Raw genomic sequence first — 19,127 nt, forward strand, 5'->3', positions numbered from 1 at the left:
ACCCGTTCCCATGCCGAACACGGAAGTTAAGCGTCTCAGCGCCGAAAGTAGTTGGGGGATCTCCCCCTGTGAGGATAGGACGTTGCCAGGCAAGAACAGAGAGGACGACCGAGCATACGCTCGGTCGTTTTTTTGTTTCATTGAAACTTTATCCCTTCTTTTTCGTACTAAGTATGAGAAAGAGGGGATTGTTTTGTATATTCGTTTAGCCACTTTAAAGGATATTTCGAGGATTACAGAAGTTTCAACTGCAAGCTTTCGACAAGAGGCAGACACCTTGCAGCTACCAGTAAGAGATTTGAATGTCGAGCCTCCTGGATACGACAATGAACCAATGACACACTATTTGATCGAAGAGTTGACAACCTATGTGACGGAGCAAGACGGTAAACTTGTAGGTGGCATTGTGCTTACATTGACAGGGGAAGACTATGCACGAATCGATCGTGTTTTTGTACATCCTGATGTTCAAGGGCAAGGAATCGGTAAGGCATTGATTCAATACGTGGAAGCTGAGTATCCACATGTACGAATTTGGGAGCTAGAAACATCAACTTATCAAAAGAGAAATATTCGCTTTTATAAACAGTTAGGATTCCAAGTCGTGTATGAGTCGGATGATGAAGTATGTTTTGTCAAACGAACAAAAGCAAAACCGAGTACACATTGCTTTGAAGAACGGTCATGTGAAGGATGGCAGGCGTACGGGGTAAACGCGAGTCATCTGGCAGTGACGAACAGTAACATTTCTTTATTTGATGCGAGTAACTGTAATTTCAGTCAAAGTCGTTTTCGGAACATTAATTTCCGCGACAGTAAGTTCAGTGATTTGAATTTGTCAGGTTCACAATTCAATTTTGTAACGATGCAAGAGAATGAACGTACTATTCAAATGCATCATTCGAATCTGAGAGGTGCTACATTTAATCAATGTGACCTGACGAATGTGACGTTAACAGGATGTGACATCAAAGGTATGAAGATAAATGGTATTTCAATTGACACCTTGATCAGTACAAAGAGAGGAGAAATGTAATGGAAAACCTTGTACAACTCCAATTAGACCTACAACAACGTATCGCCGAACGCGATCGACTTGTTCGCAAACAAAAGACACTTGAAAAACAATTAAAGGAACATGAAGCGGTACGGAAAGAATTGTTGAATACATTTACGAAAGAACAGCGTGATGTTTACGATCTTGAAAATTTTTCGCTCGTCAATACGTGGCGGAAGTTACGAGGCACGTTTGATGAGCAACGCATAAAGGAAGTAGAAGAAGCTGCTCGTGCCGAACTGAAATTGCGCGAACACGAGAAGATGATTGATGAATTGACGCTCGAGCATCGAGATTTACAAGAACAGCTCGAGAGATATGAAAGCATCGATACGGAGTGGGAGACTTTCCTCGAAACAAAAGAAGCTCACCTCACAAAAGATCCAGTTGTTCGCCGAGACCTACATGATCTCACCAATCAACAAGCTAAGACGAATGAACTTCTCATCGAATATCGAGAAGCCATTGTTGCGGGTAAAGCAGCACGAGCAACGATTACGAGGACGCTAAAGCACTTAGACAGCGCCAAAGGTTGGTCGACATATGATACGTTCTTCGGGGGAGGTTTGTTTGCGACGGCAATGAAACATGATGCGCTAGATGCTTCCGAGCAAACGATGCATGAATTACAATCTGCATTGGAACGTTTTTCCCGTGAATTAGCAGATGTCCAAGAAATTGTTCAAGAATTGCATGTCGATCGAGGTTCACTCATTCAGTTCGCAGATTACTTTTTAGATGATATTTTTTCAGAATGGACGATGCATGGGCGAATCAATGATTCATTAGATCAAGTGAACGGACTGGATAAGGAGATCAGTCAGCTGATTGCTCGTATGACGATACAAGTGGAACAGTTAGAACAGAAACTTGAAGAGACTGAAGAAAAAAGAAGACAGCTCATCCTAACGCGATGAGCTGTCTGTCGTAAGAGAACAAACTGAAGAGGTTCATGATGTAGCAGATTCGTTTTCTTACTTGAAAGGAGAAACGCACGGATGAATAAATCAATCTCATTTCTCATTAGAGGAATGGGAATCACAGGTGCCTTACTCGTATTATCGATTCCTTTTTTCTTTAACCCTCCTATATCGACCACACTTAAAGTGGTCAGTCTTGGATTATTGATGATTTTCATCATTTTCGCTGCATCAGCCATCAGACTTCGGAAACGGATGGAAGATGAATGACGCGTTCTATCGTTAAAGGTGATCCAAAGTAGGCGCGAGCGTTTGATTCACCTACATGAGGTCAGCTAATTCGGAGTGCTCGTTCATTCCGGTCGTTTTAACCAGTGGCGAAGTCCTTTCCCTGCATGAGGTCCTGCCTCGTAACGAGGAATGACGTGCAGATGGGCATGAGGCACGGTTTGGTTTGATGCAGTGCCGACGTTCCAACCTAGTGTGTATCCGTCAGGTTGAAACGTTTGATCAAGATGTTCCTTCGCCTGATGAAGTAATTCGTATGTATGTTGCCACTCTAAAGGCGTTAAGTCGAATGTCGTCGCGCGGTGTGCTTTCGGGACAATCACACCCGAGCCAACGAGGACATCTTGCTCGTGGTCATGCATGAGAAAGTAACAAGAGTCATTCTCGGCAATAATAGTTTGATGTGGATCGAGTGTCGGGTGACAAAATGGACAAGTAGACATGAGATAGGTACACTTCCTTTCTATATTAAGTGTACCAAAGGGGGAGAATCATGGAACGACTCATCAATGAAATCGTGCAAAATGTGCAAACAGGAAAACGAACGCTGATTGCGATTTCCGGACATGGGGCAGCAGGAAAATCGACGTTGGCCGAAACATTACGGGAACAACTCGGTGATATAAACCTGCTTCACACAGATCCATACATCATCGATTCACAGTTACGGAAACAAACGATCCTCACATATCAACACGATGGAAAAACCCATCATTATAAGATGACGGCGTGTCATCCGGCTGCGCATCATCTGCTGTCACTCGAGCGTGACGTTCTTATGATTCGAGAGGGAATCGGCTTTTACACCATCGATGTCTCATATTTAGAACGTACGTGGATTGACCCGAAAAAAATGATTACGATTATTGAGGGCATGAGTGTCGCATTTCTGGATCTCTCTTCTTTTGACCAGTCGATTTATCTTTATACGGACGGAGAGACAGAATTTAGACGCAGAGCGAATCGTGATATCCAGGAACGAGGAATGAAAATGGATTACTTACGCGCCTCGCATGACGAGCGACGTCTTCAATATGAGTTGTTCATGCATCCGTATCGCCATCACTTCCAAACCATCGTCAATACGAGTGGGGATATGATTCAAATTGAAAAAACCGCTCACGAGGAGCGGTGACTGCGTAGCGTATCTTGAATACCGAGACCGAGCTGTTCTTGCTCACGTTCGAGTTGTTCCCAGGTGAGGGAGCGATGACGCAATTCGACGTCAGTCGCCATCGACTCGAGCGTTCGTTGTGTTTCGATGTTGTCGAGCCAGTAGTAGAGGTCGATTCCATCTTCATGCAGACGCCAAAATGATTTGACGACCTCAAACTCATCGGCCCACTCACCGACCGGTTTGAATCCATACTTTTCGACAAACGGATAAGGACGCTCTTCTCCGAGCGGGTCAATCACGTTCCGAACAAACATCGGTTCAAGTCCAGCATGAGCCGTTGCGTCGAGCAATCGTTTCAGTTCAGGCATCGGTTCGATTTCAATGTGTTCAATCACGTCAAACCAGACACGTTTCATGTCCTTGTCCCATAACGTTGCTTCCACGCTGTATGGGGCGCCAGCAGACGAAGGGGCATACATCGTCAATTCGAAGGAGAACGGAACATCTTCCTTCGCACCAGGTTCTAGTACGACAGTGAGTGGAATCGGGATCTCTTGGATGTCGGCTTCTCGATTGAACTCATTTCCTTCCATGGTGATGTCTTTAAATGTCGTCAAAAAGTTAAGTGTCAGTTCTTGTAACCGGACGACAGTCGTCGTCGGGTTGGATACATGCAGGGTCCCGGTCACTACCTGCTTCGGAATGAGTGCTGCCGGGTCAAACGTGATGTCGGCTTCGATCTCCGAAAAGAACCATTTCTTGAATCGGTTTCCCCATTTGGACATGGCGGTCGCGCCCCTTTTCTCTAAATTCTATGCTGTTATACCTGTTCCCGATTCCATTTTTCAAAAAACATTGAGAAAAAGGTTGCTTTTTATAACTGTCTCACTTATTATAGAGGATGTCGAAACAATTCAAACCATCGCGGGGTGGAGCAGTCTGGTAGCTCGTCGGGCTCATAACCCGAAGGTCGTCGGTTCAAATCCGGCCCCCGCAACCAATTTTTATTTAATTTCATATGTCGTCGCGGGGTGGAGCAGTCTGGTAGCTCGTCGGGCTCATAACCCGAAGGTCGTTGGTTCAAATCCAGCCCCCGCAACCAATTTTTAAATGAGATAGCGAAACGATGGCGTTTCGTGTTTTTTTTTGCTTAAAATGAAGTGTACAATGAGTACGTATGAGAAGTGATAAAAGGAGAACCATTCATGTATACATTGATTACGCATTCTGCGGCGGAGACGCAGGCAGTGGCAGAACGTTTGGCCACGCTCGTCGAAGCAGGAACGGTCATCACGTTAAACGGTGACCTTGGTGCCGGCAAGACGACGTTCACACAAGGGTTCGCAAAAGGACTCGGAGTCACGCGGAACGTCAACAGTCCGACCTTCACCATTATGAAACAATACAAAGGGCGATTGCCGCTCTATCATATGGATGTCTATCGTCTTGAGGATACGGGGGATGACATCGGGCTTGAGGAATATATTAACGGTGATGGTGTCGCCATCGTAGAGTGGTCGAACTTGATCGAGTCTTCTCTTCCGGAAGAACGCTTGGCGATTACGATTGAACGGGTCAGTGATGAAGAACGGAAATTGACACTCGCTCCAACGGGTGAGCGTTACGTTCAAATCGCCAAGGAGGTGCTCGCATGAAGCAATTGATGATTGATACCGCGACGACACGTTTGTCTGTCGCATTAAGTGAGGCTGGAGAAATTCAAGCAGAAGCGACGGTCATGGTCTCGAAAAACCATGCGGTCACACTCATGCCGATGATTGAACAACTCATGGCAGCTGTGAAATGGACTCCGAATATGCTCGAACGCATCGTTGTTACGACAGGTCCTGGGTCGTACACGGGGATTCGGATTGGAGTGACGACGGCGAAGACACTTGCTTATACATTGAACATTCCACTAATCGGCGTGTCTGCCCTTCAACTCATGGCAGCGGCCCCAAATACGGAATTGCCCGTTGTCTCGTTGATTGACGCACGACGCGGCAACGCCTATATCGGATATTATCAACAGAACAAGGCACTGACGCACGATCAACATGCGTCTGTCGCCGACTGGCTACGACTGAATATCCAAGGACGTTTCCTCGTCGTTGGAGACGTTGAACCGTTCCGTGACGTGTTGAGTGAATATGAGTATGTCGAAGCGCCGGCTGCACATCGTTACGGCCGCGCGAGTGATTTGGTCGTCTTTAGCGATGAGACGAGTGATGTCCATGCGTTTGAGCCAGAGTATTTGCGACTCGCTGAAGCGGAAGCGAAATGGTTAGAGGGTCAAAACAATGGCTGACGTTAAAATTCGTCGAATGACGTGGCTCGATGTCGAAGAAGTGACGAAAGTCGAAGAAGCGTCGTTCTCCATTCCTTGGACAAAAGAGGCGTTCATGAACGAGATGCTTCGAAATGAACAGGCTATTTATTTTGTCGCGGTCCATGACAAACGGGTCGTCGGTTTTGTCGGAGTATGGCAAATCGTCGACGAAGGACATATCACGAACATTGCCGTCTTACCTGAATTCCGTGGGCAAGGAATCGGTAATCAACTGTTAGCGGAACTTGTCGCGTTTGCCAAGTCAAAGGGGCTTGTCGGATTGACGTTAGAAGTCCGTGTGTCGAACGTTGGGGCGCAAAAACTGTATGAACAGTTTGGGTTTATGCAAGCGGGACGAAGAAGACGCTACTATCAGGATAATAATGAAGACGCCTATATTTATTGGGCGAAGTTAGGAAGTGACTCAGAATGAACACATCACTGATTCTCTCGATCGAGTCGAGCTGTGACGAGACGTCTGTTGCGCTCGTCAAAGACGGAAAGACGCTCTTGTCGAACGTTGTCTCTTCTCAAATTGAGAGCCATAAACGATTTGGTGGCGTCGTCCCTGAAGTGGCGTCTCGTCATCACGTGGAGCGGATCACGTATGTCATTGACGATGCGTTGAGCGAAGCAGGCGTGACGATGGAAGACGTCGATGCGGTCGCCGTCACACAAGGACCGGGTCTCGTCGGTGCCCTTCTCGTCGGGATTAGTGCGGCCAAAGCATTGTCGTTCGCCCATCAAAAACCGCTCATCGGCGTCCATCATATCGCGGGACACATTTACGCGAACGAACTCGTCGAAGAGATGGAGTTTCCACTCGTCTGTCTCGTTGTCTCGGGTGGACATACAGAACTCGTCTATATGCCAGAACACGGTGTCTTCGAAGTCATCGGGGAGACACGTGACGACGCGGCAGGTGAGGCATACGATAAGGTCGCGCGCACGCTCAGTCTCCCATATCCGGGAGGTCCTGCGATTGACCGCTTGGCAGCGGTTGGGGAAGATACGTACAACTTCCCACGTGTTCGTCTCGAACCGGGTAGCTTCGACTTCAGCTTTAGTGGCTTGAAGTCATCGGTCATCAACGCCGTACACAATGCGGAGCAACGTGGGGAGACGGTCATTCCGGAAAACTTGGCAGCGAGTTTTCAAGCAAGTGTCGTCGAAGTGCTCGTTGAGAAAGCGATTCGCGCCGTGAAAGAAAAAGGAGCGAAGCAATTGCTTGTTGCCGGTGGTGTCGCGGCAAACCGTGGACTTCGCGCAGCGCTTCAAGAAGCGACTGCTGCTGAAGGGATTCAACTTGTCATCCCACCACTCGATCTTTGTGGAGACAATGCCGGCATGATTGGGGTCGCGGCACATCACGCGTATGTGCGCGGGAAGCGCGATACACTAGCGATGAATGCGGTTCCTGGGTTATCCTTAGAAGAGAGCATGACAGTCTAGGGGGAAATAGAGACATGACGAAACGCATCATCATTGGAGGACTCATCGTACTACTCGTCGTCGCGACGTTTTTACAAGTACGAGAAATCATCCGCGCTTACAATATCGCCTATCAAGAGGAAATTGTGCCAGAAGAGACACGAGTGAAGTCGTTGACTGGAGAAGAGTCATTAGAAGGTATCGGTCGTGTGACCGGAGAGAATACGCTCATCGAGTCATTGTATGGTTACACGAGTGTCATCGACCAAGAACCAGAGCGTGTGATTGTCGTTGATCGCAATCTCGGTGTTCAGCCAAAAGCGAGCGATGCTTACTATGAAATTGAGCGGGGTCGCGAGGCAACAGAAGAAGAGGCTGCGAAGTTTGATGATTTGATCGAGAAGCTCGACGAACAGCAACTGTTCGCACAAGTCATCTCGACACACGAAGCACGCTATGTGACGAATGACGAAAAATCGTTGACGTTCTATAAAGTGTTCACACGTGACGTCGATACGAACGAGGCGGTCTTCTTTATCGCTGAGGACGGGACGAAGCTCGATTTCCATACGGTAGGATTCCAACCGTTACGATACTTTTAAGATAAAGAGAGGCCAGCGTATTAAAAACGCTGACCTCTTTTTTCATGCCTTCAAATTGGCAACGATCTTCCCGACGACATGTCGGTCCGAGAGTTCGACCAATTTCTTCGGGATATCCGCAAATGGAATTTTCTCTTGAATCATCGGTTGAATCTCACCCGCTGCAAGCAGTTCGAGCATGTGCGTACCGATGCGGACGATGTTTGCTTCGCTCACACGGTCTTGTTGATGATGAATCGCATTAAGTGCGACCTCATGGTAGGAGATGACACGTGTGAACGGTTTGATGACACTCATGTCAGGGGCTCCTGCGATATGGGCGATGTGTCCGTTGTAGGCGATAACTTGGAGGGAAGCGGTCGCCGTCTCCCGACCGACGGGATCGATGACGGCGTTGACACCGTGACCGCTCGTCAGTTCCATCACCCGTTGTTGCCAATCTTCCGTATTGTAGTCAATCGCCTCGTCGGCTCCGAGCTGTTTGACCCAGTCATGGTTACGCGCTGAAGCGGTCGTGATGACACGTTTTCCAAGATACTTCGCCAGCTGAATGGCAAAGCCACCGACACCACCGGCACCCGCGTGAATGAGGATTGTATCGATTGCATTCATCGGAAGTTTTTCAAAAATGGCTTGGTACGCTGTGAATCCAGCTGTCGGTAAAGCGACCGCATCAGCGAACGAGATCGATTCTGGAATCGGGACGACCATGTGCGCCTTGGCACGAGTGAACTCGGCGAAGCCACCCCATTCATTCCAGTTGCTGTGGTAGAGGACACGGTCACCGATTTGTACGTTCGTCACGTCATCCGCGACAGCGGCAATCGTACCCGCGACATCGAGCCCGAGTACGTGAGGATATGACCATTCGGGTTTGCCGTTAGTCGCCGTTTTATAGTCGACGGGGTTGAGCCCTGCATATTCTCCCTCAATCAATACCTCGCCGGAGCGAAGCGTCGGTGTATCGACCTCCTCGATTTGCATCGTCTGCCACGTGTTCGGTTCATGTAGTAATAAAGCTTTCATCTAACATCCACTCCTTATAAATTTATTTATCGATTGATGATTTAAACGTTATTTGTCTTATGATTTACTGCCTTTTATACTGAAGATAATGAATATAAAAGGAGTTTACACAGATGATTGATTTTGAATGGTATCGCAGTTTTATCCACGTGTACCAACAACGTTCCGTATCGGCAGCGGCGCGTGTTCGCTTTTTGACCCAACCGGCTGTCAGCCAACATATCGCCGCACTCGAAGCAGAACTCGAAACGTCCCTCTTCACACGGGCACCACGTCAGATGATTCCGACGGATGCGGGGAAGGAACTATACACGCAAGTGGTCGGCTTGATTGACCGTCTCGAGGAACTATCGCTTGAGATGAAATATGTCTCAGGGGAACAACCGCGTCCTGTCCTCAAGTTCGGTGGACCGACCGAGTTCGTCACACATGAGATTATACCCGCTTTGCCGCTTGATGCTGCACAGTACATCGCAGATTTCGGGATGACAGCAAATTTAATCAAACGCTTAGCAGACGGGGAGCTCGACTTTGTCATCGCGACGAAGCGGATGGAGGAGCCTGGTATCCAATACGTCCCGATTGCCGACGAATCGTTTTTGTTAGTGGCACCGAACGATTGGGAAATCCCAACCGACGAGTTAAAAGACTGGATGGATCGTCAGCCGTGGATCAGTTACGGACTGGAGCTTCCCATCATCCGGCGTTACTATCAGACACAGTTCGGGGAACGTCCAGACATCCGTCCGGAGATGATCTTACCAAACGTCGACGCCATCCTTGCGGCAATCGAATCGAAGTGCGGCATCAGTATCTTACCGAACTATTTGATTCGACACGCACTCGAGCGAGGAAGCGTTCAAATCGTAGCACCGGAGCGTTTTGCGACGAACGTTATTTACCTCGCGCATCGGACCGAATCGAAGCATGACCCTGTCATCAACCAAGTCATCCGAGCGCTGCAGGATGCAAAATGAAGTAGGACCCACGTGGGTCCTACTTTTTATAATGCATTTTTTAGGATTGTCGCTACGTCTTGTTGACGGAGCGGGACGTACTGGCCGATTTGTTCAGCGACCATTGCCCGTTCTGCCATCAATTCGAGATGCGTGGCGTCAATTTCATAATCACTGAGACGTGACGGTGCACCAATCGATGTCCAGAAGCCTTGTAACGCCTGAACTGTCTCCTCGACAAGGACGTCATCCGATTTGTCGTTCACGTCAATGCCGAAGACGCGTTCACCGAGTTGAATGATGCGTTCAGGACATGTCTTCCCGACATAGCGAAGCCATTCCGGGAAGAGAATCGCAAGTCCGCCACCGTGTGGGATATCGTAGACGGCAGAGACCGCGTGTTCAATCATATGAGTCGCCCAGTCCGTCTTCACGCCCATCGATAAGGTCCCGTTTAAGGCAAATGTTCCGTTCAACAACATCGTTTCCCGTGCGTCGAAATCATTCAAGTTTTCAACGAGGCGAGGTGCCGTCTCCATCATGGTCCGTAAAATCGATTCCCCGAACCGTTCTTGGAGTAAAGCGTTCTCTGAAGCGTGGAAATATTGTTCGAAGACGTGCGACATGATATCAACGATTCCGTAAACCGTTTGGTTCGCCGGTACACTCAACGTATAGGTCGGGTCGAGTACGCTGAATTTCGGGTAAGTGAGGGGCGAGCCGAACGAGCGCTTATCTTGCGCCTCCCAGTTGGTGATGACGGCGCCACCGTTCATTTCTGATCCCGTTGCCGCCAATGTTAAGACTGTCCCAATCGGTAATGCATCTGTGACGGGGACTTGTCGTGTCACGATGTCCCACGGATTCCCGTCATATTTTACACCGGCTGCGATTCCTTTCGCACAGTCGATGACGCTACCTCCACCGACAGCTAGGATGAGGTCGATTTGATGTTCATGGACTAAGTCAATCCCTGTTTGAACTGTCGTTAGACGCGGATTTGGTTCGACACCAGAAAGTTCGACGACGGTTACGTTCATGTCGGCTAATAGAGCGGTTACTTCTTCATAAAGACCGTTCGCTTTGATGCTCCCTCCACCGTATAAAAGAAGGACACGGTCCCCGTATCGTGGGATTTCGGTACGGAGTGATTCCAGTTGTCCTTTTCCGAATAAAAGTTTGGTCGGGTTGTGATATTGAAAACGTTCCATTGGTTAATAAACCTCCTTGATTTCTTCTAAGTATTGAACGTCCCGACTAGCGAGAAGTGCCTCTGCTTCTTTGCGATACGTTTGATAGTGGGGTGAGGCGATATGCGCATCGAATGCCTCCTTGTCAGCCCACTGTTCGTAAAAGACGAACGTGTCTGGGTTGCCTTCGACACGGTGTAGCGTATAGAAGACACAACCTGCCTCCGCGCGTGATGGGGTGACGACTTGGCGTAAGTGTGTCTCAAGCGCGGACCCGAGACCGGGCTTCGCTTGAATCTGAGCTAAGATGGTAATCATCTTCATTCCTCCTCATCTATAAAACCCGCCTGTTTGAGAACAGGCGGGTCGCTCTCTTTCATCGATTGGCAACGAGAAAGAATCGATTAGTTTAACGTGTTGATGACGGCTTTTGCGACAGCAACGGTCGATTGTGGATTTTGGCCTGTTACCAAGTTTCCATCGACTTGAACGTTTTCTGTGAAGTTGTCTGCGAGCACGATGTTCGCACCGAGTTCACGAAGACGCGTTTCAAGCATGAACGGCATGTAGATATCAAGACCTGTCGCACGTTCTTCTTCATCCGTGAACGTCGCAATCGTTTTACCGTTCACGAGTGGTGTGCCGTCAGACAATGTCGCACCGACAAGACCAGCGGGACCGTGGCAGACGGCAGCAACCGTTTTGCCTGCTTCAAATAGTGAACGGATCGCAACATTCAATGCTTCGCTTTGTGGAAGGTCGAACATCGTTCCGTGACCACCTGGCATGAAGATGGCATCGAATTGATCGAAGTTGGTAATCGTCTTCAAATCAATCGTATCTTCGAGAAGGGGAGCCGTCGCTTGAATGTCAGCCGGTACTTCGCCTTCTAAACTGCGTGCGTCGATTGGAGATTGACCACCGTTCGGGCTAGCGACTGTGATGTCATATCCTTGTTGTTTGAACTCAACGTATGCCTCACCAAACTCGGACAACCAAAGTCCAGTCGTGTGACCGTCCTTCATTTCTTTTGCGTTCGTCACGACCATTAATACATGTTTACTCATCTGTCATTCCTCCTAAGAAATCATCCGTCATTTCGGTACGTGACTAGAATAACGCGCACTCTAACGAAAAACAAATTAAGAAAAATCACCTTATCTATAAATAAATTTATACATAAATGAAAAAGCCGTCCCCTTCGAAAAAGAGGACGGACTGTTTACGCTTTCGGTTGTCGATAATTCTCTCGGTGCCACGTATTGATGCGGCTCACGATGAACACGAGAAGGGCAAGGATCCACATGAAGAGCGTCTCTTCATAGAAGTGGGCCCACACCGATCCCGGCGAATAGAACGTGTGAACAGTCACATCGACCGGCCAGACGACAATACGGATGAAGAGCGTGCTCATGAGCAGGCCACTGAAAAGACTGAGTAGAATCCCTGGCCACGTCTGAATGATGAAGCCGATGACGACTGGTAAAAAGTAAAAAAGAATAGAAGGGACAATCGTCGGCTCCCCGCGGATGAGTTCAGATACGAACTCGGTTCCGGTTGGCACGATATAGGCCAGTCCCGTGAGGAACGCTTGGATGAGCTCGATTCGCATGGCACGTGTACGCATCATGTATGGAGTTCCTCCCATTCCGCATAAAGTGCGGTGATGGATTCTTTCGCTGCGTCCGATTCGGTCGACAACTCCTGGGCACGGGCGAAGTCGTTGAAGACGTCCGGCTCACAAAGCAACTGTTCGATTTCGTCGAGGCGATTTTCATGTTGCTCGATTGCCAACTCAATCTCTTCGATGCGCTGTTTGATGCGGCGCTCTTCCCGTTGTTGTTCCTTATCGGCACGCTGTTTTTTCACGACGACCTGCTTTGTCTCTTCACGGGCGAGTCGCGCGAGTTCTTCTAGTTCTTCTTTCTTCTCGACGTAGTACGAATAGTCACCGAGATACTCGTCGATGCCGTTCGGCGTGATTTCTAACACACGCGTCGCGAGACGGTCGATGAAGTAGCGGTCGTGCGAGACGAAGAGAATCGTACCTGGATAGTCGAGAAGGGCGTTCTCTAAGATCATCTTCGAGTCGAGGTCCAAGTGGTTCGTCGGCTCATCCAAAATGAGGAGGTTCGGTTGCTCGAGCTTCAGCTTGGCCAACGTGAGACGTGCGCGTTCGCCGCCTGATAATTCATGGACACGCTTCATGACGTCATCGCCGCTGAAGAGGAACTGTCCGAGAAGACTCCGCACTTCTTGCTCGCGCATGAGTGGCCAGTCGTTCCAAATCTCGTCGATGACACGGTTCGCGTCCGACAAGTTCTGCTGCTCCTGATCGTAGTAGCCGATCTCGACGCCGGTCCCGTAGCGGATATCACCGGTAAGGGCGGCTTGTTGTTTCGTCAACACTTTGAGAAGTGTCGACTTCCCGACCCCGTTCGGACCGACGAGAGCGACGGATTCCCCGCGCTGTAGCTGGAAACGGAGATTTTGGGCAATCGGTTCTTCATACCCGATGGCGAGGTCACTCGCGCTCAACACATCGTTCCCGCTCTGTCGTTTGATGGAGAACGAGAGGACCGCACTGCGTTCGTCACCGTCCGGAGCATCGAGACGGTCGACTTTCTCCAGACGCTTCCGTACGCTTTGCGCCCGTTTCGTCGTTGTCGCCCGGGCGATGTTTCGCTGAATGAAGTCCTGCATCTTGGCAATCTCTTCTTGCTGCGACTCAAACTGCTTCTTCTCTTGTTCGTAGAGAGCGGCCTTCTGTTCGAGATACTTCGTGTAGTTCCCGACGAAGCGGCGGCTCCGGTGACGCGACAACTCATAGACGACCGAGACGACACGGTCGAGGAAGTATCGGTCGTGGGAGACGATGAGGACGGCCCCTTTATAGCCGCTTAAGTACTTCTCAAGCCATGCGAGCGTCTCGATGTCCAAGTGGTTCGTCGGCTCGTCCAAGATGAGCAGGTCGGGACTTTGAAGGAGCATCTTCGCCAAGGCGAGACGCGTCCGTTGTCCACCAGAGAGCGTGTCGATCCGACGCTCGAAGTCGTCCGGATAAAAGCGCATCCCGTGAAGGACCGAGCGGATGGTCGCTTCATATTGATAACCGCCACGCTCTTTGAATGTATGCTGCTCTTCATCGTAAGAGGAGAGGAGGCGTTCATACGCAGCGGCGTCATTTAGGATTCGTTCTGAGCCCATGTCGGCTTCCATGCGACGGAGCGTCTTCTCTTGCTCAATCAAGTCCGTGAAGACGGTGAGCATCTCGTTCCAAATAGTCTCGTCGGATTCTAACCCTGAGTCTTGGGCGAGATAGCCGATTGTGACGTCTTTTGGCTTCATGATGTCCCCGGAGTCATAGTTATATTCACCAGCGATGACTTTCAAAAGCGTCGACTTCCCGGCCCCGTTTCGGCCGACGAGGGCGACGCGTTCGCCTTCTTGGATTTCGAGTTTGACGTTTTCTAAAATCGGCTCGACGCCGAAGGATTTGGATAAGTTATTGACTTGCAGTAGGATCAAGTGAAAAAACCCCTTTCTCTCTATTTAGTATACTGTATTTTTCAGCGATTTTAGGTATATTCGTTGAGTGGTCATGTGAATTCGTTTACAATCAAGGTGTATGAAATTCAGATTCGTTTGTAACGTGTCGTAAAAAGGAGGCTCTTTCCGTTGAGTCAAAACGAACCAAAGATTCCACAAGCGACAGCCAAACGGTTGCCACTATACTATCGATTTATTCAAAGCCTGCACGCGTCAGGTAAACAACGTGTCTCTTCAGCAGAACTGAGTGAGGCGGTCAAGGTCGATTCGGCTACGATTCGCCGTGATTTCTCGTACTTCGGTGCGCTCGGTAAAAAGGGATATGGCTATAACGTGCAGTATCTGTTAGACTTTTTCCGAAAGACACTGAATCAGGACGAGATTACGAATGTCGCCTTGGTCGGGGTCGGTCACCTTGGGACGGCATTCGTCAACTATAACTTCCTTAAAAACAATAACACACATATCGTCGTCGGGTTCGACGCAGACGAGACAAAAGTCGGCACGACGATGTCAGGCGTCCCAATTCATCACGTCGATGAGATGGAACAGATTATGAAGCAAAACAAGATTGACGTCGCCATTTTGACGGTACCTTCTGCCTATGCGCAGTCCGTCGCAGACGACTTGGTCCGTTTCGGTATCAAGGGCATCTTGAACTTCACACCGGCACGACTTACCGTACCGGACACGGTTCGCGTCCATCACATCGATTTGTCGATTGAGCTGCAGTCACTCATTTACTTTATGCAACACTATCCAACCGCTGAGGGGGTCCATCAATAATGGAATTACTAGCATCATCACTCGTCGTCGGGATTCCGGGTGGGGCGAGTCTATTCATCATCGCCATCATCGCGCTCATCATCTTCGGACCGAAGAAATTACCGGAGTTTGGTCGCGCGGCCGGACAAACGCTTCGTGAGTTCAAAAATGCAACGAACGGCATGATGAACGAGCACGACGAGAACGACAAGAAAGCTATCGAAAAGAAAGAGCAGTAAGCCATGAATCATCAACCTGATCAAGAGCGGGAAATCACCGATCACTTGACAGAGCTGCGGAGACGACTGATGCTATCTGCATTTGTCGTCTTTGCCTTCTTTTTGATGGCTTTGCCGAGTGTCAAATATGTACTCGCGTACTTGCAAGAAGATCTCGTCGAACGCGGGCTCGAACTGAACGCCTTTGGGGTCGCGGACCCGCTCATGATTTACTTGAACTTGGCGCTCATCATCGGCCTGATTGCGGCGAGCCCATTCCTACTGTATCAAGTGTGGGCGTTTGTCGCACCCGGTCTGCATCCGAATGAACGAAAAGGTACGCTCGCTTATATCCCGATCATCTTCGGATTGTTCTTGATCGGCCTTGCGTTCGCCTACTACTGGTTATTCCCGCTCGTCCTCGATATCTCGACGGACCTCGGGCAAGACCTCGGACTCGAACAAATCATCGGGGCGAACAATTACTTCACGTTCTTGTTGCAACTGACGATTCCGTTCGGTCTATTGTTCCAATTGCCGGTCGTGACGATGTTCTTGACCCGAATTGGTGTCGTGACACCATACTTCTTATCGAAGATTCGTAAGTATGCGTACTTCGCGCTATTCGTAGTCGCGGCATTCATCACACCACCGGATTTGACGTCGCACCTTATGGTGTCATTGCCACTCTTCTTCCTATATGAGATTAGTTTATCGATTTCACGCGTCACCTACAAAGGGGTGTTGCGCCGGGAGAAAGAAGCGATGGTGCAAGAACAGATGGATTTAATGAAACAGATGAATGAGAAATAAGCATCGTTCCGTAAATGGGACGATGCTTTTTATATGCATTACACTGTAGTTCAACTGGTGTTCAAACTTTAGACACTTTTACGTGAAATAGTGAGCATAGTCGTTGAATCCTATATTGTGAAATAGTACACTAAGGTCAAGAAGTTAATGTGATATTTATCACAATCTAAAAACGAAACGTACTGTCTAACATAAAAGGAGAGACGACTCATATGAAAATCGCAGTCATCGGATGTACACACGCAGGAACAGCAGCTGTCAAAGGATTACTCGCCAAGCACAACAATCTTGATATCACCGTTTACGAGCGGAACGATAACGTCAGCTTCCTCTCGTGTGGGATTGCGCTCCATGTCGGTGGGGTCGTCCAACGTGCAGAAGAATTATTCTACTCCTCTCCACGTGAGCTTGAAGAGCTCGGAGCAACCATGCGCATGAAACATGATGTCTTATCCATCGACACCGACGCGAAGACGGTCCACGCCAAAAATCTCGAAACAGGGGAAGACGTGCACGACACGTATGACCGCTTGATCGTCACGACGGGTTCATGGCCGATTGTCCCAACGCTCCCAGGAATCGAAATGAATGGAATCGAACTCTGTAAAAACTATGCGCATGCACAACGTATCATTGAGCGCGCGACAGATGCAACGAAGATTGCTGTCATCGGAGCGGGTTATATCGGAGTCGAACTCGTCGAGGCGTTCGAAGCATACGGTAAACATGTTACGTTCATCGATAGTGCCGACCGCATCTTGAACAAATATCTCGATAAGTCGTTCACGGATCCATTAGAAGCAGACATGACAAGTCGCGGGATCGACCTCGAACTCGGTCAGACGGTCGAAGCGTTCCGTGGTACAGATGGAAATGTCACACATGTCGTGACGGACAAAGGTGAATTCGAGGCGGATCTCGTGATCCTCTGCGTCGGATTCCGTCCGAACACAGGACTCCTCGAAGGGCAGGTCGATATGCTCGGGAACGGCGCCATCATCGTCGACGAATACATGCGCACGAGCAACCCGGACATTTTTGCGGCAGGTGACAGCTGTGCCGTCTACTACAACCCGGCACGCACACACGCCTATATCCCACTTGCGACGAACGCTGTCCGCATGGGAACGCTCGTCGCGGAAAATATGATGCAACCACGTGTCCGCTACCAAGGGACGCAAGGAACGTCAGGACTTCGTCTCTACGACTGGAACATCGCGTCGTCTGGATTAACGGAAGAAGCGGCAGTCCTATTCGGACTCGACGTAGAAAGTGTCGTCATTGAGGATGCATATCGTCCGGAGTTCATGCCGACTGCAGAGAAAGTCGAATTCAAACTCGTCTATGAAAAAGAGACACATCGCATTGTCGGTGGACAAGTATTGTCAAAAGCGGATTTGACACAAGCAGTCAACACGCTCTCCCTCGCTATCCAAAACGAGATGACGGTCGAAGAGCTCGCGTACGTCGACTTCTTCTTCCAACCGCACTACAACAAACCATGGCACTTCTTGAACAGCGGAGCGCTTGAAGCGATGAAAGACAAAGTGAATGCTTAATAGAAAACGCGGAAGCTAACAGCTTTCGCGTTTTCTTATAGATAGCGTGGCGCATCTTTCATGGAATTCGTCAAAATCATATAAAGAAGGAAACTCCCAGGGAGAATCAAAAAGATGAGTCGAACTCCGATTGAAGAAATACCAAAGTATTCAGCAATCCCACCGCATACTCCAGACAGAGAGCGGTCCGTCGCGGACTTACGAAGTGTACGTTGCATAGCAAAGCTCCTTTTAAGTTGATATGTAAATTTTACCATATGTATGTATGAAAAAGCGCACCAATACAATTGGCGCGCTACTCATTATTTCAACATGTCGACGAGTTCATCAAGCACTTGGTTGGCAGAAAGGACGCCACCCGATGTGTTCCAAATGTCATCACTGACCTCTGTTACTTCGCCTGCTTTGACGGCATCAAGGTCTTTCCATAACTGATTCGACTGCCATTCTTCGGCTGTTTTTGATCCGTCTGCTCCGCCATAGGTGAAGTAGACAATATGATCGCCAGCCATCTCTGGGATGCGTTCCATCGTGATTTCTTCAGCGAACTCGGTACGATCTTGCGAAGCTGGGCGTTTTACTCCGACATCTCCTAAGATGACACCCGAGAAGCTATCCGTGAAGTAAATGCGTGACGCACCAGGAAGGAAGCGGACGACCGAAAGTTCTTTGTTCACAGCGTCTCCGAGTTCAGCCTTTGTGTCTTCGACATGCTGATCGTAATCTGCCAACACTTCGTTCCCTTCTTCTTCAAGGTTAAGTGCGTTCGCATAAAGGGCGAAGTTTTCTTGCCAATCGCCTTTGAGTGTTTCTGACATGACTGTTGGCGCAATGGCGTTCAATTTGTCGTAGATGTTCTCTTGACGAAGTTTTGTTCCGATGATGAGATCTGGCTTAAGTTTCGCGATGGCCTCTAAGTTGACTTCACTTTCTGTCCCGACTTCCGTGACATCTGTCATTTCAGACTCGATGTGTGGGTACCACGGGTCACCGTTCCAAGATTTGACGGCCCCGACCGGTTTGATGTCAAGGGCGAGAAGGGCCTCTGTCCCTTCGTTCGTCAAGACGACGACACGTTCCGGGTTTTCAGGCACATCCGCCGTTCCCATTGCGTGTTCGATTGAGCGAGTTGCTGTCTCTGAACTTGTATCGTTCTCTGTTTCGTCTGACCCGCCGCAAGCAGCGAGGACGACGGTTAAGCAAAGCGTCAGTAACGCGAGTATCCACTTTTTCATTGCAATTCTCCTCTATGTAAGTGATTTTCCTACCTGACTATAAATGATAATGATTCTCACTGTCAACCCCTT

Annotated in this window: 24 protein-coding genes, 2 tRNA genes and 1 rRNA gene; 17 read left to right on the forward strand and 10 right to left on the reverse strand. The window is 49.1% G+C overall.

Annotation, left to right across the window (positions count from 1 at the left end; all coding sequences use genetic code 11):
- The 4 genes from rrf to ACQKD4_RS13240 form a co-directional block, all read left to right on the forward strand.
- A 5S ribosomal RNA gene (gene rrf, locus ACQKD4_RS13225) occupies positions 1-91 on the forward strand; the annotation flags it as partial.
- Positions 92-334: 243 nt separating this feature from the next.
- Positions 335-1,036 (forward strand): GNAT family N-acetyltransferase, encoded by a 702-nt coding sequence (locus ACQKD4_RS13230; protein ID WP_427373800.1) that lies wholly within the window; start codon positions 335-337, stop codon positions 1,034-1,036.
- Complete coding sequence (locus ACQKD4_RS13235) at positions 1,036-1,974, forward strand: hypothetical protein (RefSeq protein WP_427373640.1); 939 nt, start codon at positions 1,036-1,038, stop codon at positions 1,972-1,974. Before ACQKD4_RS13230 ends, ACQKD4_RS13235 begins: the two co-directional genes overlap by 1 nt.
- An 81-nt stretch (positions 1,975-2,055) precedes the next feature.
- Positions 2,056-2,247, forward strand: a complete 192-nt coding sequence (locus tag ACQKD4_RS13240) for a hypothetical protein (protein WP_427373642.1) — start codon at positions 2,056-2,058, stop codon at positions 2,245-2,247.
- A gap of 83 nt (positions 2,248-2,330) precedes the next feature.
- Here ACQKD4_RS13240 and ACQKD4_RS13245 read toward each other — a convergent pair whose 3' ends face one another.
- Positions 2,331-2,708: an HIT family protein gene (locus ACQKD4_RS13245; protein WP_214697096.1), complete on the reverse strand. Its 378-nt coding sequence runs from the start codon at positions 2,706-2,708 to the stop codon at positions 2,331-2,333.
- Positions 2,709-2,758: 50 nt separating this feature from the next.
- Between ACQKD4_RS13245 and ACQKD4_RS13250 the strand changes: the two genes are divergently transcribed.
- Positions 2,759-3,400 carry a uridine kinase family protein gene (locus tag ACQKD4_RS13250; protein WP_427373643.1) on the forward strand — a complete coding sequence of 214 codons (642 nt, stop codon included), beginning with the start codon at positions 2,759-2,761 and terminating at the stop codon, positions 3,398-3,400.
- Here the strand turns inward: ACQKD4_RS13250 and ACQKD4_RS13255 are convergent.
- Positions 3,385-4,167, reverse strand: a complete 783-nt coding sequence (locus ACQKD4_RS13255; RefSeq protein WP_214748859.1) for a sporulation protein — start codon at positions 4,165-4,167, stop codon at positions 3,385-3,387. The genes ACQKD4_RS13250 and ACQKD4_RS13255 overlap by 16 nt on opposite strands.
- A 138-nt stretch (positions 4,168-4,305) precedes the next feature.
- Here ACQKD4_RS13255 and ACQKD4_RS13260 point away from each other — a divergent pair.
- The 7 genes from ACQKD4_RS13260 to ACQKD4_RS13290 all read left to right on the forward strand — a co-directional run bounded on the left by ACQKD4_RS13260 (position 4,306) and on the right by ACQKD4_RS13290 (position 7,744).
- Positions 4,306-4,382 (forward strand) — tRNA-Met (locus tag ACQKD4_RS13260).
- 25 nt (positions 4,383-4,407) lie between these two features.
- Positions 4,408-4,484 (forward strand) — tRNA-Met (locus tag ACQKD4_RS13265).
- Between the two features lie 103 nt (positions 4,485-4,587).
- On the forward strand, positions 4,588-5,037 hold the full coding sequence (gene tsaE / locus ACQKD4_RS13270; protein WP_074032590.1) for a tRNA (adenosine(37)-N6)-threonylcarbamoyltransferase complex ATPase subunit type 1 TsaE: 450 nt from the start codon (positions 4,588-4,590) through the stop codon (positions 5,035-5,037).
- A complete protein-coding gene (gene tsaB, locus ACQKD4_RS13275) occupies positions 5,034-5,690 on the forward strand; it encodes a tRNA (adenosine(37)-N6)-threonylcarbamoyltransferase complex dimerization subunit type 1 TsaB (RefSeq protein WP_271306188.1) in 657 nt (218 codons plus the stop codon). The genes tsaE and tsaB overlap by 4 nt, the downstream gene beginning before the upstream one ends.
- Positions 5,683-6,144, forward strand: a complete 462-nt coding sequence (gene rimI, locus ACQKD4_RS13280; protein ID WP_214761456.1) for a ribosomal protein S18-alanine N-acetyltransferase — start codon at positions 5,683-5,685, stop codon at positions 6,142-6,144. Before tsaB ends, rimI begins: the two co-directional genes overlap by 8 nt.
- The gene (tsaD, locus tag ACQKD4_RS13285) at positions 6,141-7,163 is read left to right on the forward strand and encodes a tRNA (adenosine(37)-N6)-threonylcarbamoyltransferase complex transferase subunit TsaD (protein WP_274665514.1); all 1,023 of its coding nucleotides are present in this window, start codon (positions 6,141-6,143) and stop codon (positions 7,161-7,163) included. Before rimI ends, tsaD begins: the two co-directional genes overlap by 4 nt.
- Positions 7,164-7,177: 14 nt before the next feature.
- On the forward strand, positions 7,178-7,744 hold the full coding sequence (locus ACQKD4_RS13290; protein WP_427373644.1) for a hypothetical protein: 567 nt from the start codon (positions 7,178-7,180) through the stop codon (positions 7,742-7,744).
- Between the two features lie 42 nt (positions 7,745-7,786).
- On the opposite strand, the gene ACQKD4_RS13295 is transcribed toward ACQKD4_RS13290, so the two are convergent.
- Positions 7,787-8,770 (reverse strand): zinc-binding dehydrogenase, encoded by a 984-nt coding sequence (locus ACQKD4_RS13295; protein WP_427373645.1) that lies wholly within the window; start codon positions 8,768-8,770, stop codon positions 7,787-7,789.
- Between the two features lie 113 nt (positions 8,771-8,883).
- On the opposite strand from ACQKD4_RS13295, the gene ACQKD4_RS13300 reads away from it, so the two are divergent.
- Entirely contained in the window at positions 8,884-9,747 is an 864-nt protein-coding gene (locus ACQKD4_RS13300) for a LysR family transcriptional regulator (protein ID WP_427373646.1), read from the forward strand.
- A 26-nt stretch (positions 9,748-9,773) separates the two neighbouring features.
- Here the strand turns inward: ACQKD4_RS13300 and ACQKD4_RS13305 are convergent, their stop codons facing one another.
- The 5 genes from ACQKD4_RS13305 to ACQKD4_RS13325 form a co-directional block, all read right to left on the reverse strand.
- Positions 9,774-10,937, reverse strand: coding sequence for an iron-containing alcohol dehydrogenase (locus tag ACQKD4_RS13305; RefSeq protein WP_427373648.1), 1,164 nt, complete (start codon positions 10,935-10,937; stop codon positions 9,774-9,776).
- A 3-nt stretch (positions 10,938-10,940) separates the two neighbouring features.
- The gene (locus ACQKD4_RS13310) at positions 10,941-11,234 is read right to left on the reverse strand and encodes a putative quinol monooxygenase (protein WP_427373650.1); all 294 of its coding nucleotides are present in this window, start codon (positions 11,232-11,234) and stop codon (positions 10,941-10,943) included.
- 86 nt (positions 11,235-11,320) lie between these two features.
- Positions 11,321-11,983: a type 1 glutamine amidotransferase domain-containing protein gene (locus ACQKD4_RS13315; RefSeq protein ID WP_015880576.1), complete on the reverse strand. Its 663-nt coding sequence runs from the start codon at positions 11,981-11,983 to the stop codon at positions 11,321-11,323.
- A gap of 155 nt (positions 11,984-12,138) precedes the next feature.
- Positions 12,139-12,546, reverse strand: coding sequence for a hypothetical protein (locus ACQKD4_RS13320; protein ID WP_427373651.1), 408 nt, complete (start codon positions 12,544-12,546; stop codon positions 12,139-12,141).
- On the reverse strand, positions 12,543-14,444 hold the full coding sequence (locus ACQKD4_RS13325) for an ABC-F family ATP-binding cassette domain-containing protein (protein ID WP_214748835.1): 1,902 nt from the start codon (positions 14,442-14,444) through the stop codon (positions 12,543-12,545). The genes ACQKD4_RS13320 and ACQKD4_RS13325 overlap by 4 nt, the downstream gene beginning before the upstream one ends.
- Before the next feature lie 150 nt (positions 14,445-14,594).
- On the opposite strand from ACQKD4_RS13325, the gene ACQKD4_RS13330 reads away from it, so the two are divergent.
- The 4 genes from ACQKD4_RS13330 (at position 14,595) to ACQKD4_RS13345 (ending at position 17,820) form a co-directional block, all read left to right on the forward strand.
- Positions 14,595-15,251 (forward strand): redox-sensing transcriptional repressor Rex, encoded by a 657-nt coding sequence (locus tag ACQKD4_RS13330; RefSeq protein WP_015880579.1) that lies wholly within the window; start codon positions 14,595-14,597, stop codon positions 15,249-15,251.
- Positions 15,251-15,469, forward strand: a complete 219-nt coding sequence (gene tatA, locus ACQKD4_RS13335; protein WP_034770678.1) for a twin-arginine translocase TatA/TatE family subunit — start codon at positions 15,251-15,253, stop codon at positions 15,467-15,469. Before ACQKD4_RS13330 ends, tatA begins: the two co-directional genes overlap by 1 nt.
- A gap of 3 nt (positions 15,470-15,472) precedes the next feature.
- Positions 15,473-16,261: a twin-arginine translocase subunit TatC gene (gene tatC / locus ACQKD4_RS13340; protein WP_427373652.1), complete on the forward strand. Its 789-nt coding sequence runs from the start codon at positions 15,473-15,475 to the stop codon at positions 16,259-16,261.
- Between the two features lie 212 nt (positions 16,262-16,473).
- A complete protein-coding gene (locus ACQKD4_RS13345; protein WP_427373653.1) occupies positions 16,474-17,820 on the forward strand; it encodes an FAD-dependent oxidoreductase in 1,347 nt (448 codons plus the stop codon).
- A gap of 35 nt (positions 17,821-17,855) precedes the next feature.
- Here the strand turns inward: ACQKD4_RS13345 and ACQKD4_RS13350 are convergent, their stop codons facing one another.
- Together ACQKD4_RS13350 and ACQKD4_RS13355 are read right to left on the reverse strand one after the other, a co-directional pair.
- On the reverse strand, positions 17,856-18,038 hold the full coding sequence (locus tag ACQKD4_RS13350) for a PspC domain-containing protein (protein WP_074032578.1): 183 nt from the start codon (positions 18,036-18,038) through the stop codon (positions 17,856-17,858).
- 84 nt (positions 18,039-18,122) lie between these two features.
- Complete coding sequence (locus tag ACQKD4_RS13355; RefSeq protein ID WP_427373655.1) at positions 18,123-19,055, reverse strand: ABC transporter substrate-binding protein; 933 nt, start codon at positions 19,053-19,055, stop codon at positions 18,123-18,125.
- Between the last annotated feature and the right edge of the window lie 72 nt (positions 19,056-19,127).

The organism is Exiguobacterium sp. NPDC077395 (genome assembly GCF_050269125.1).
Taxonomy (GTDB): Bacteria; Bacillota; Bacilli; order Exiguobacteriales; family Exiguobacteriaceae; genus Exiguobacterium; species Exiguobacterium aestuarii_A.

What these genes read in the sequence shown, in the direction of transcription:
- ACQKD4_RS13230 (WP_427373800.1), top strand. Translation starts at nt 335, where the DNA reads ATGACACACTATTTGATCGAAGAGTTGACAACCTATGTGACGGAGCAA.
- ACQKD4_RS13235 (WP_427373640.1), top strand. Translation starts at nt 1,036, where the DNA reads ATGGAAAACCTTGTACAACTCCAATTAGACCTACAACAACGTATCGCC.
- ACQKD4_RS13240 (WP_427373642.1), top strand. Translation starts at nt 2,056, where the DNA reads ATGAATAAATCAATCTCATTTCTCATTAGAGGAATGGGAATCACAGGT.
- ACQKD4_RS13245 (WP_214697096.1), bottom strand. Translation starts at nt 2,708, where the DNA reads ATGTCTACTTGTCCATTTTGTCACCCGACACTCGATCCACATCAAACT.
- ACQKD4_RS13250 (WP_427373643.1), top strand. Translation starts at nt 2,759, where the DNA reads ATGGAACGACTCATCAATGAAATCGTGCAAAATGTGCAAACAGGAAAA.
- ACQKD4_RS13255 (WP_214748859.1), bottom strand. Translation starts at nt 4,167, where the DNA reads ATGTCCAAATGGGGAAACCGATTCAAGAAATGGTTCTTTTCGGAGATC.
- tsaE (WP_074032590.1), top strand. Translation starts at nt 4,588, where the DNA reads ATGTATACATTGATTACGCATTCTGCGGCGGAGACGCAGGCAGTGGCA.
- tsaB (WP_271306188.1), top strand. Translation starts at nt 5,034, where the DNA reads ATGAAGCAATTGATGATTGATACCGCGACGACACGTTTGTCTGTCGCA.
- rimI (WP_214761456.1), top strand. Translation starts at nt 5,683, where the DNA reads ATGGCTGACGTTAAAATTCGTCGAATGACGTGGCTCGATGTCGAAGAA.
- tsaD (WP_274665514.1), top strand. Translation starts at nt 6,141, where the DNA reads ATGAACACATCACTGATTCTCTCGATCGAGTCGAGCTGTGACGAGACG.
- ACQKD4_RS13290 (WP_427373644.1), top strand. Translation starts at nt 7,178, where the DNA reads ATGACGAAACGCATCATCATTGGAGGACTCATCGTACTACTCGTCGTC.
- ACQKD4_RS13295 (WP_427373645.1), bottom strand. Translation starts at nt 8,770, where the DNA reads ATGAAAGCTTTATTACTACATGAACCGAACACGTGGCAGACGATGCAA.
- ACQKD4_RS13300 (WP_427373646.1), top strand. Translation starts at nt 8,884, where the DNA reads ATGATTGATTTTGAATGGTATCGCAGTTTTATCCACGTGTACCAACAA.
- ACQKD4_RS13305 (WP_427373648.1), bottom strand. Translation starts at nt 10,937, where the DNA reads ATGGAACGTTTTCAATATCACAACCCGACCAAACTTTTATTCGGAAAA.
- ACQKD4_RS13310 (WP_427373650.1), bottom strand. Translation starts at nt 11,234, where the DNA reads ATGATTACCATCTTAGCTCAGATTCAAGCGAAGCCCGGTCTCGGGTCC.
- ACQKD4_RS13315 (WP_015880576.1), bottom strand. Translation starts at nt 11,983, where the DNA reads ATGAGTAAACATGTATTAATGGTCGTGACGAACGCAAAAGAAATGAAG.
- ACQKD4_RS13320 (WP_427373651.1), bottom strand. Translation starts at nt 12,546, where the DNA reads ATGATGCGTACACGTGCCATGCGAATCGAGCTCATCCAAGCGTTCCTC.
- tatA (WP_034770678.1), top strand. Translation starts at nt 15,251, where the DNA reads ATGGAATTACTAGCATCATCACTCGTCGTCGGGATTCCGGGTGGGGCG.
- tatC (WP_427373652.1), top strand. Translation starts at nt 15,473, where the DNA reads ATGAATCATCAACCTGATCAAGAGCGGGAAATCACCGATCACTTGACA.
- ACQKD4_RS13345 (WP_427373653.1), top strand. Translation starts at nt 16,474, where the DNA reads ATGAAAATCGCAGTCATCGGATGTACACACGCAGGAACAGCAGCTGTC.
- ACQKD4_RS13350 (WP_074032578.1), bottom strand. Translation starts at nt 18,038, where the DNA reads ATGCAACGTACACTTCGTAAGTCCGCGACGGACCGCTCTCTGTCTGGA.
- ACQKD4_RS13355 (WP_427373655.1), bottom strand. Translation starts at nt 19,055, where the DNA reads ATGAAAAAGTGGATACTCGCGTTACTGACGCTTTGCTTAACCGTCGTC.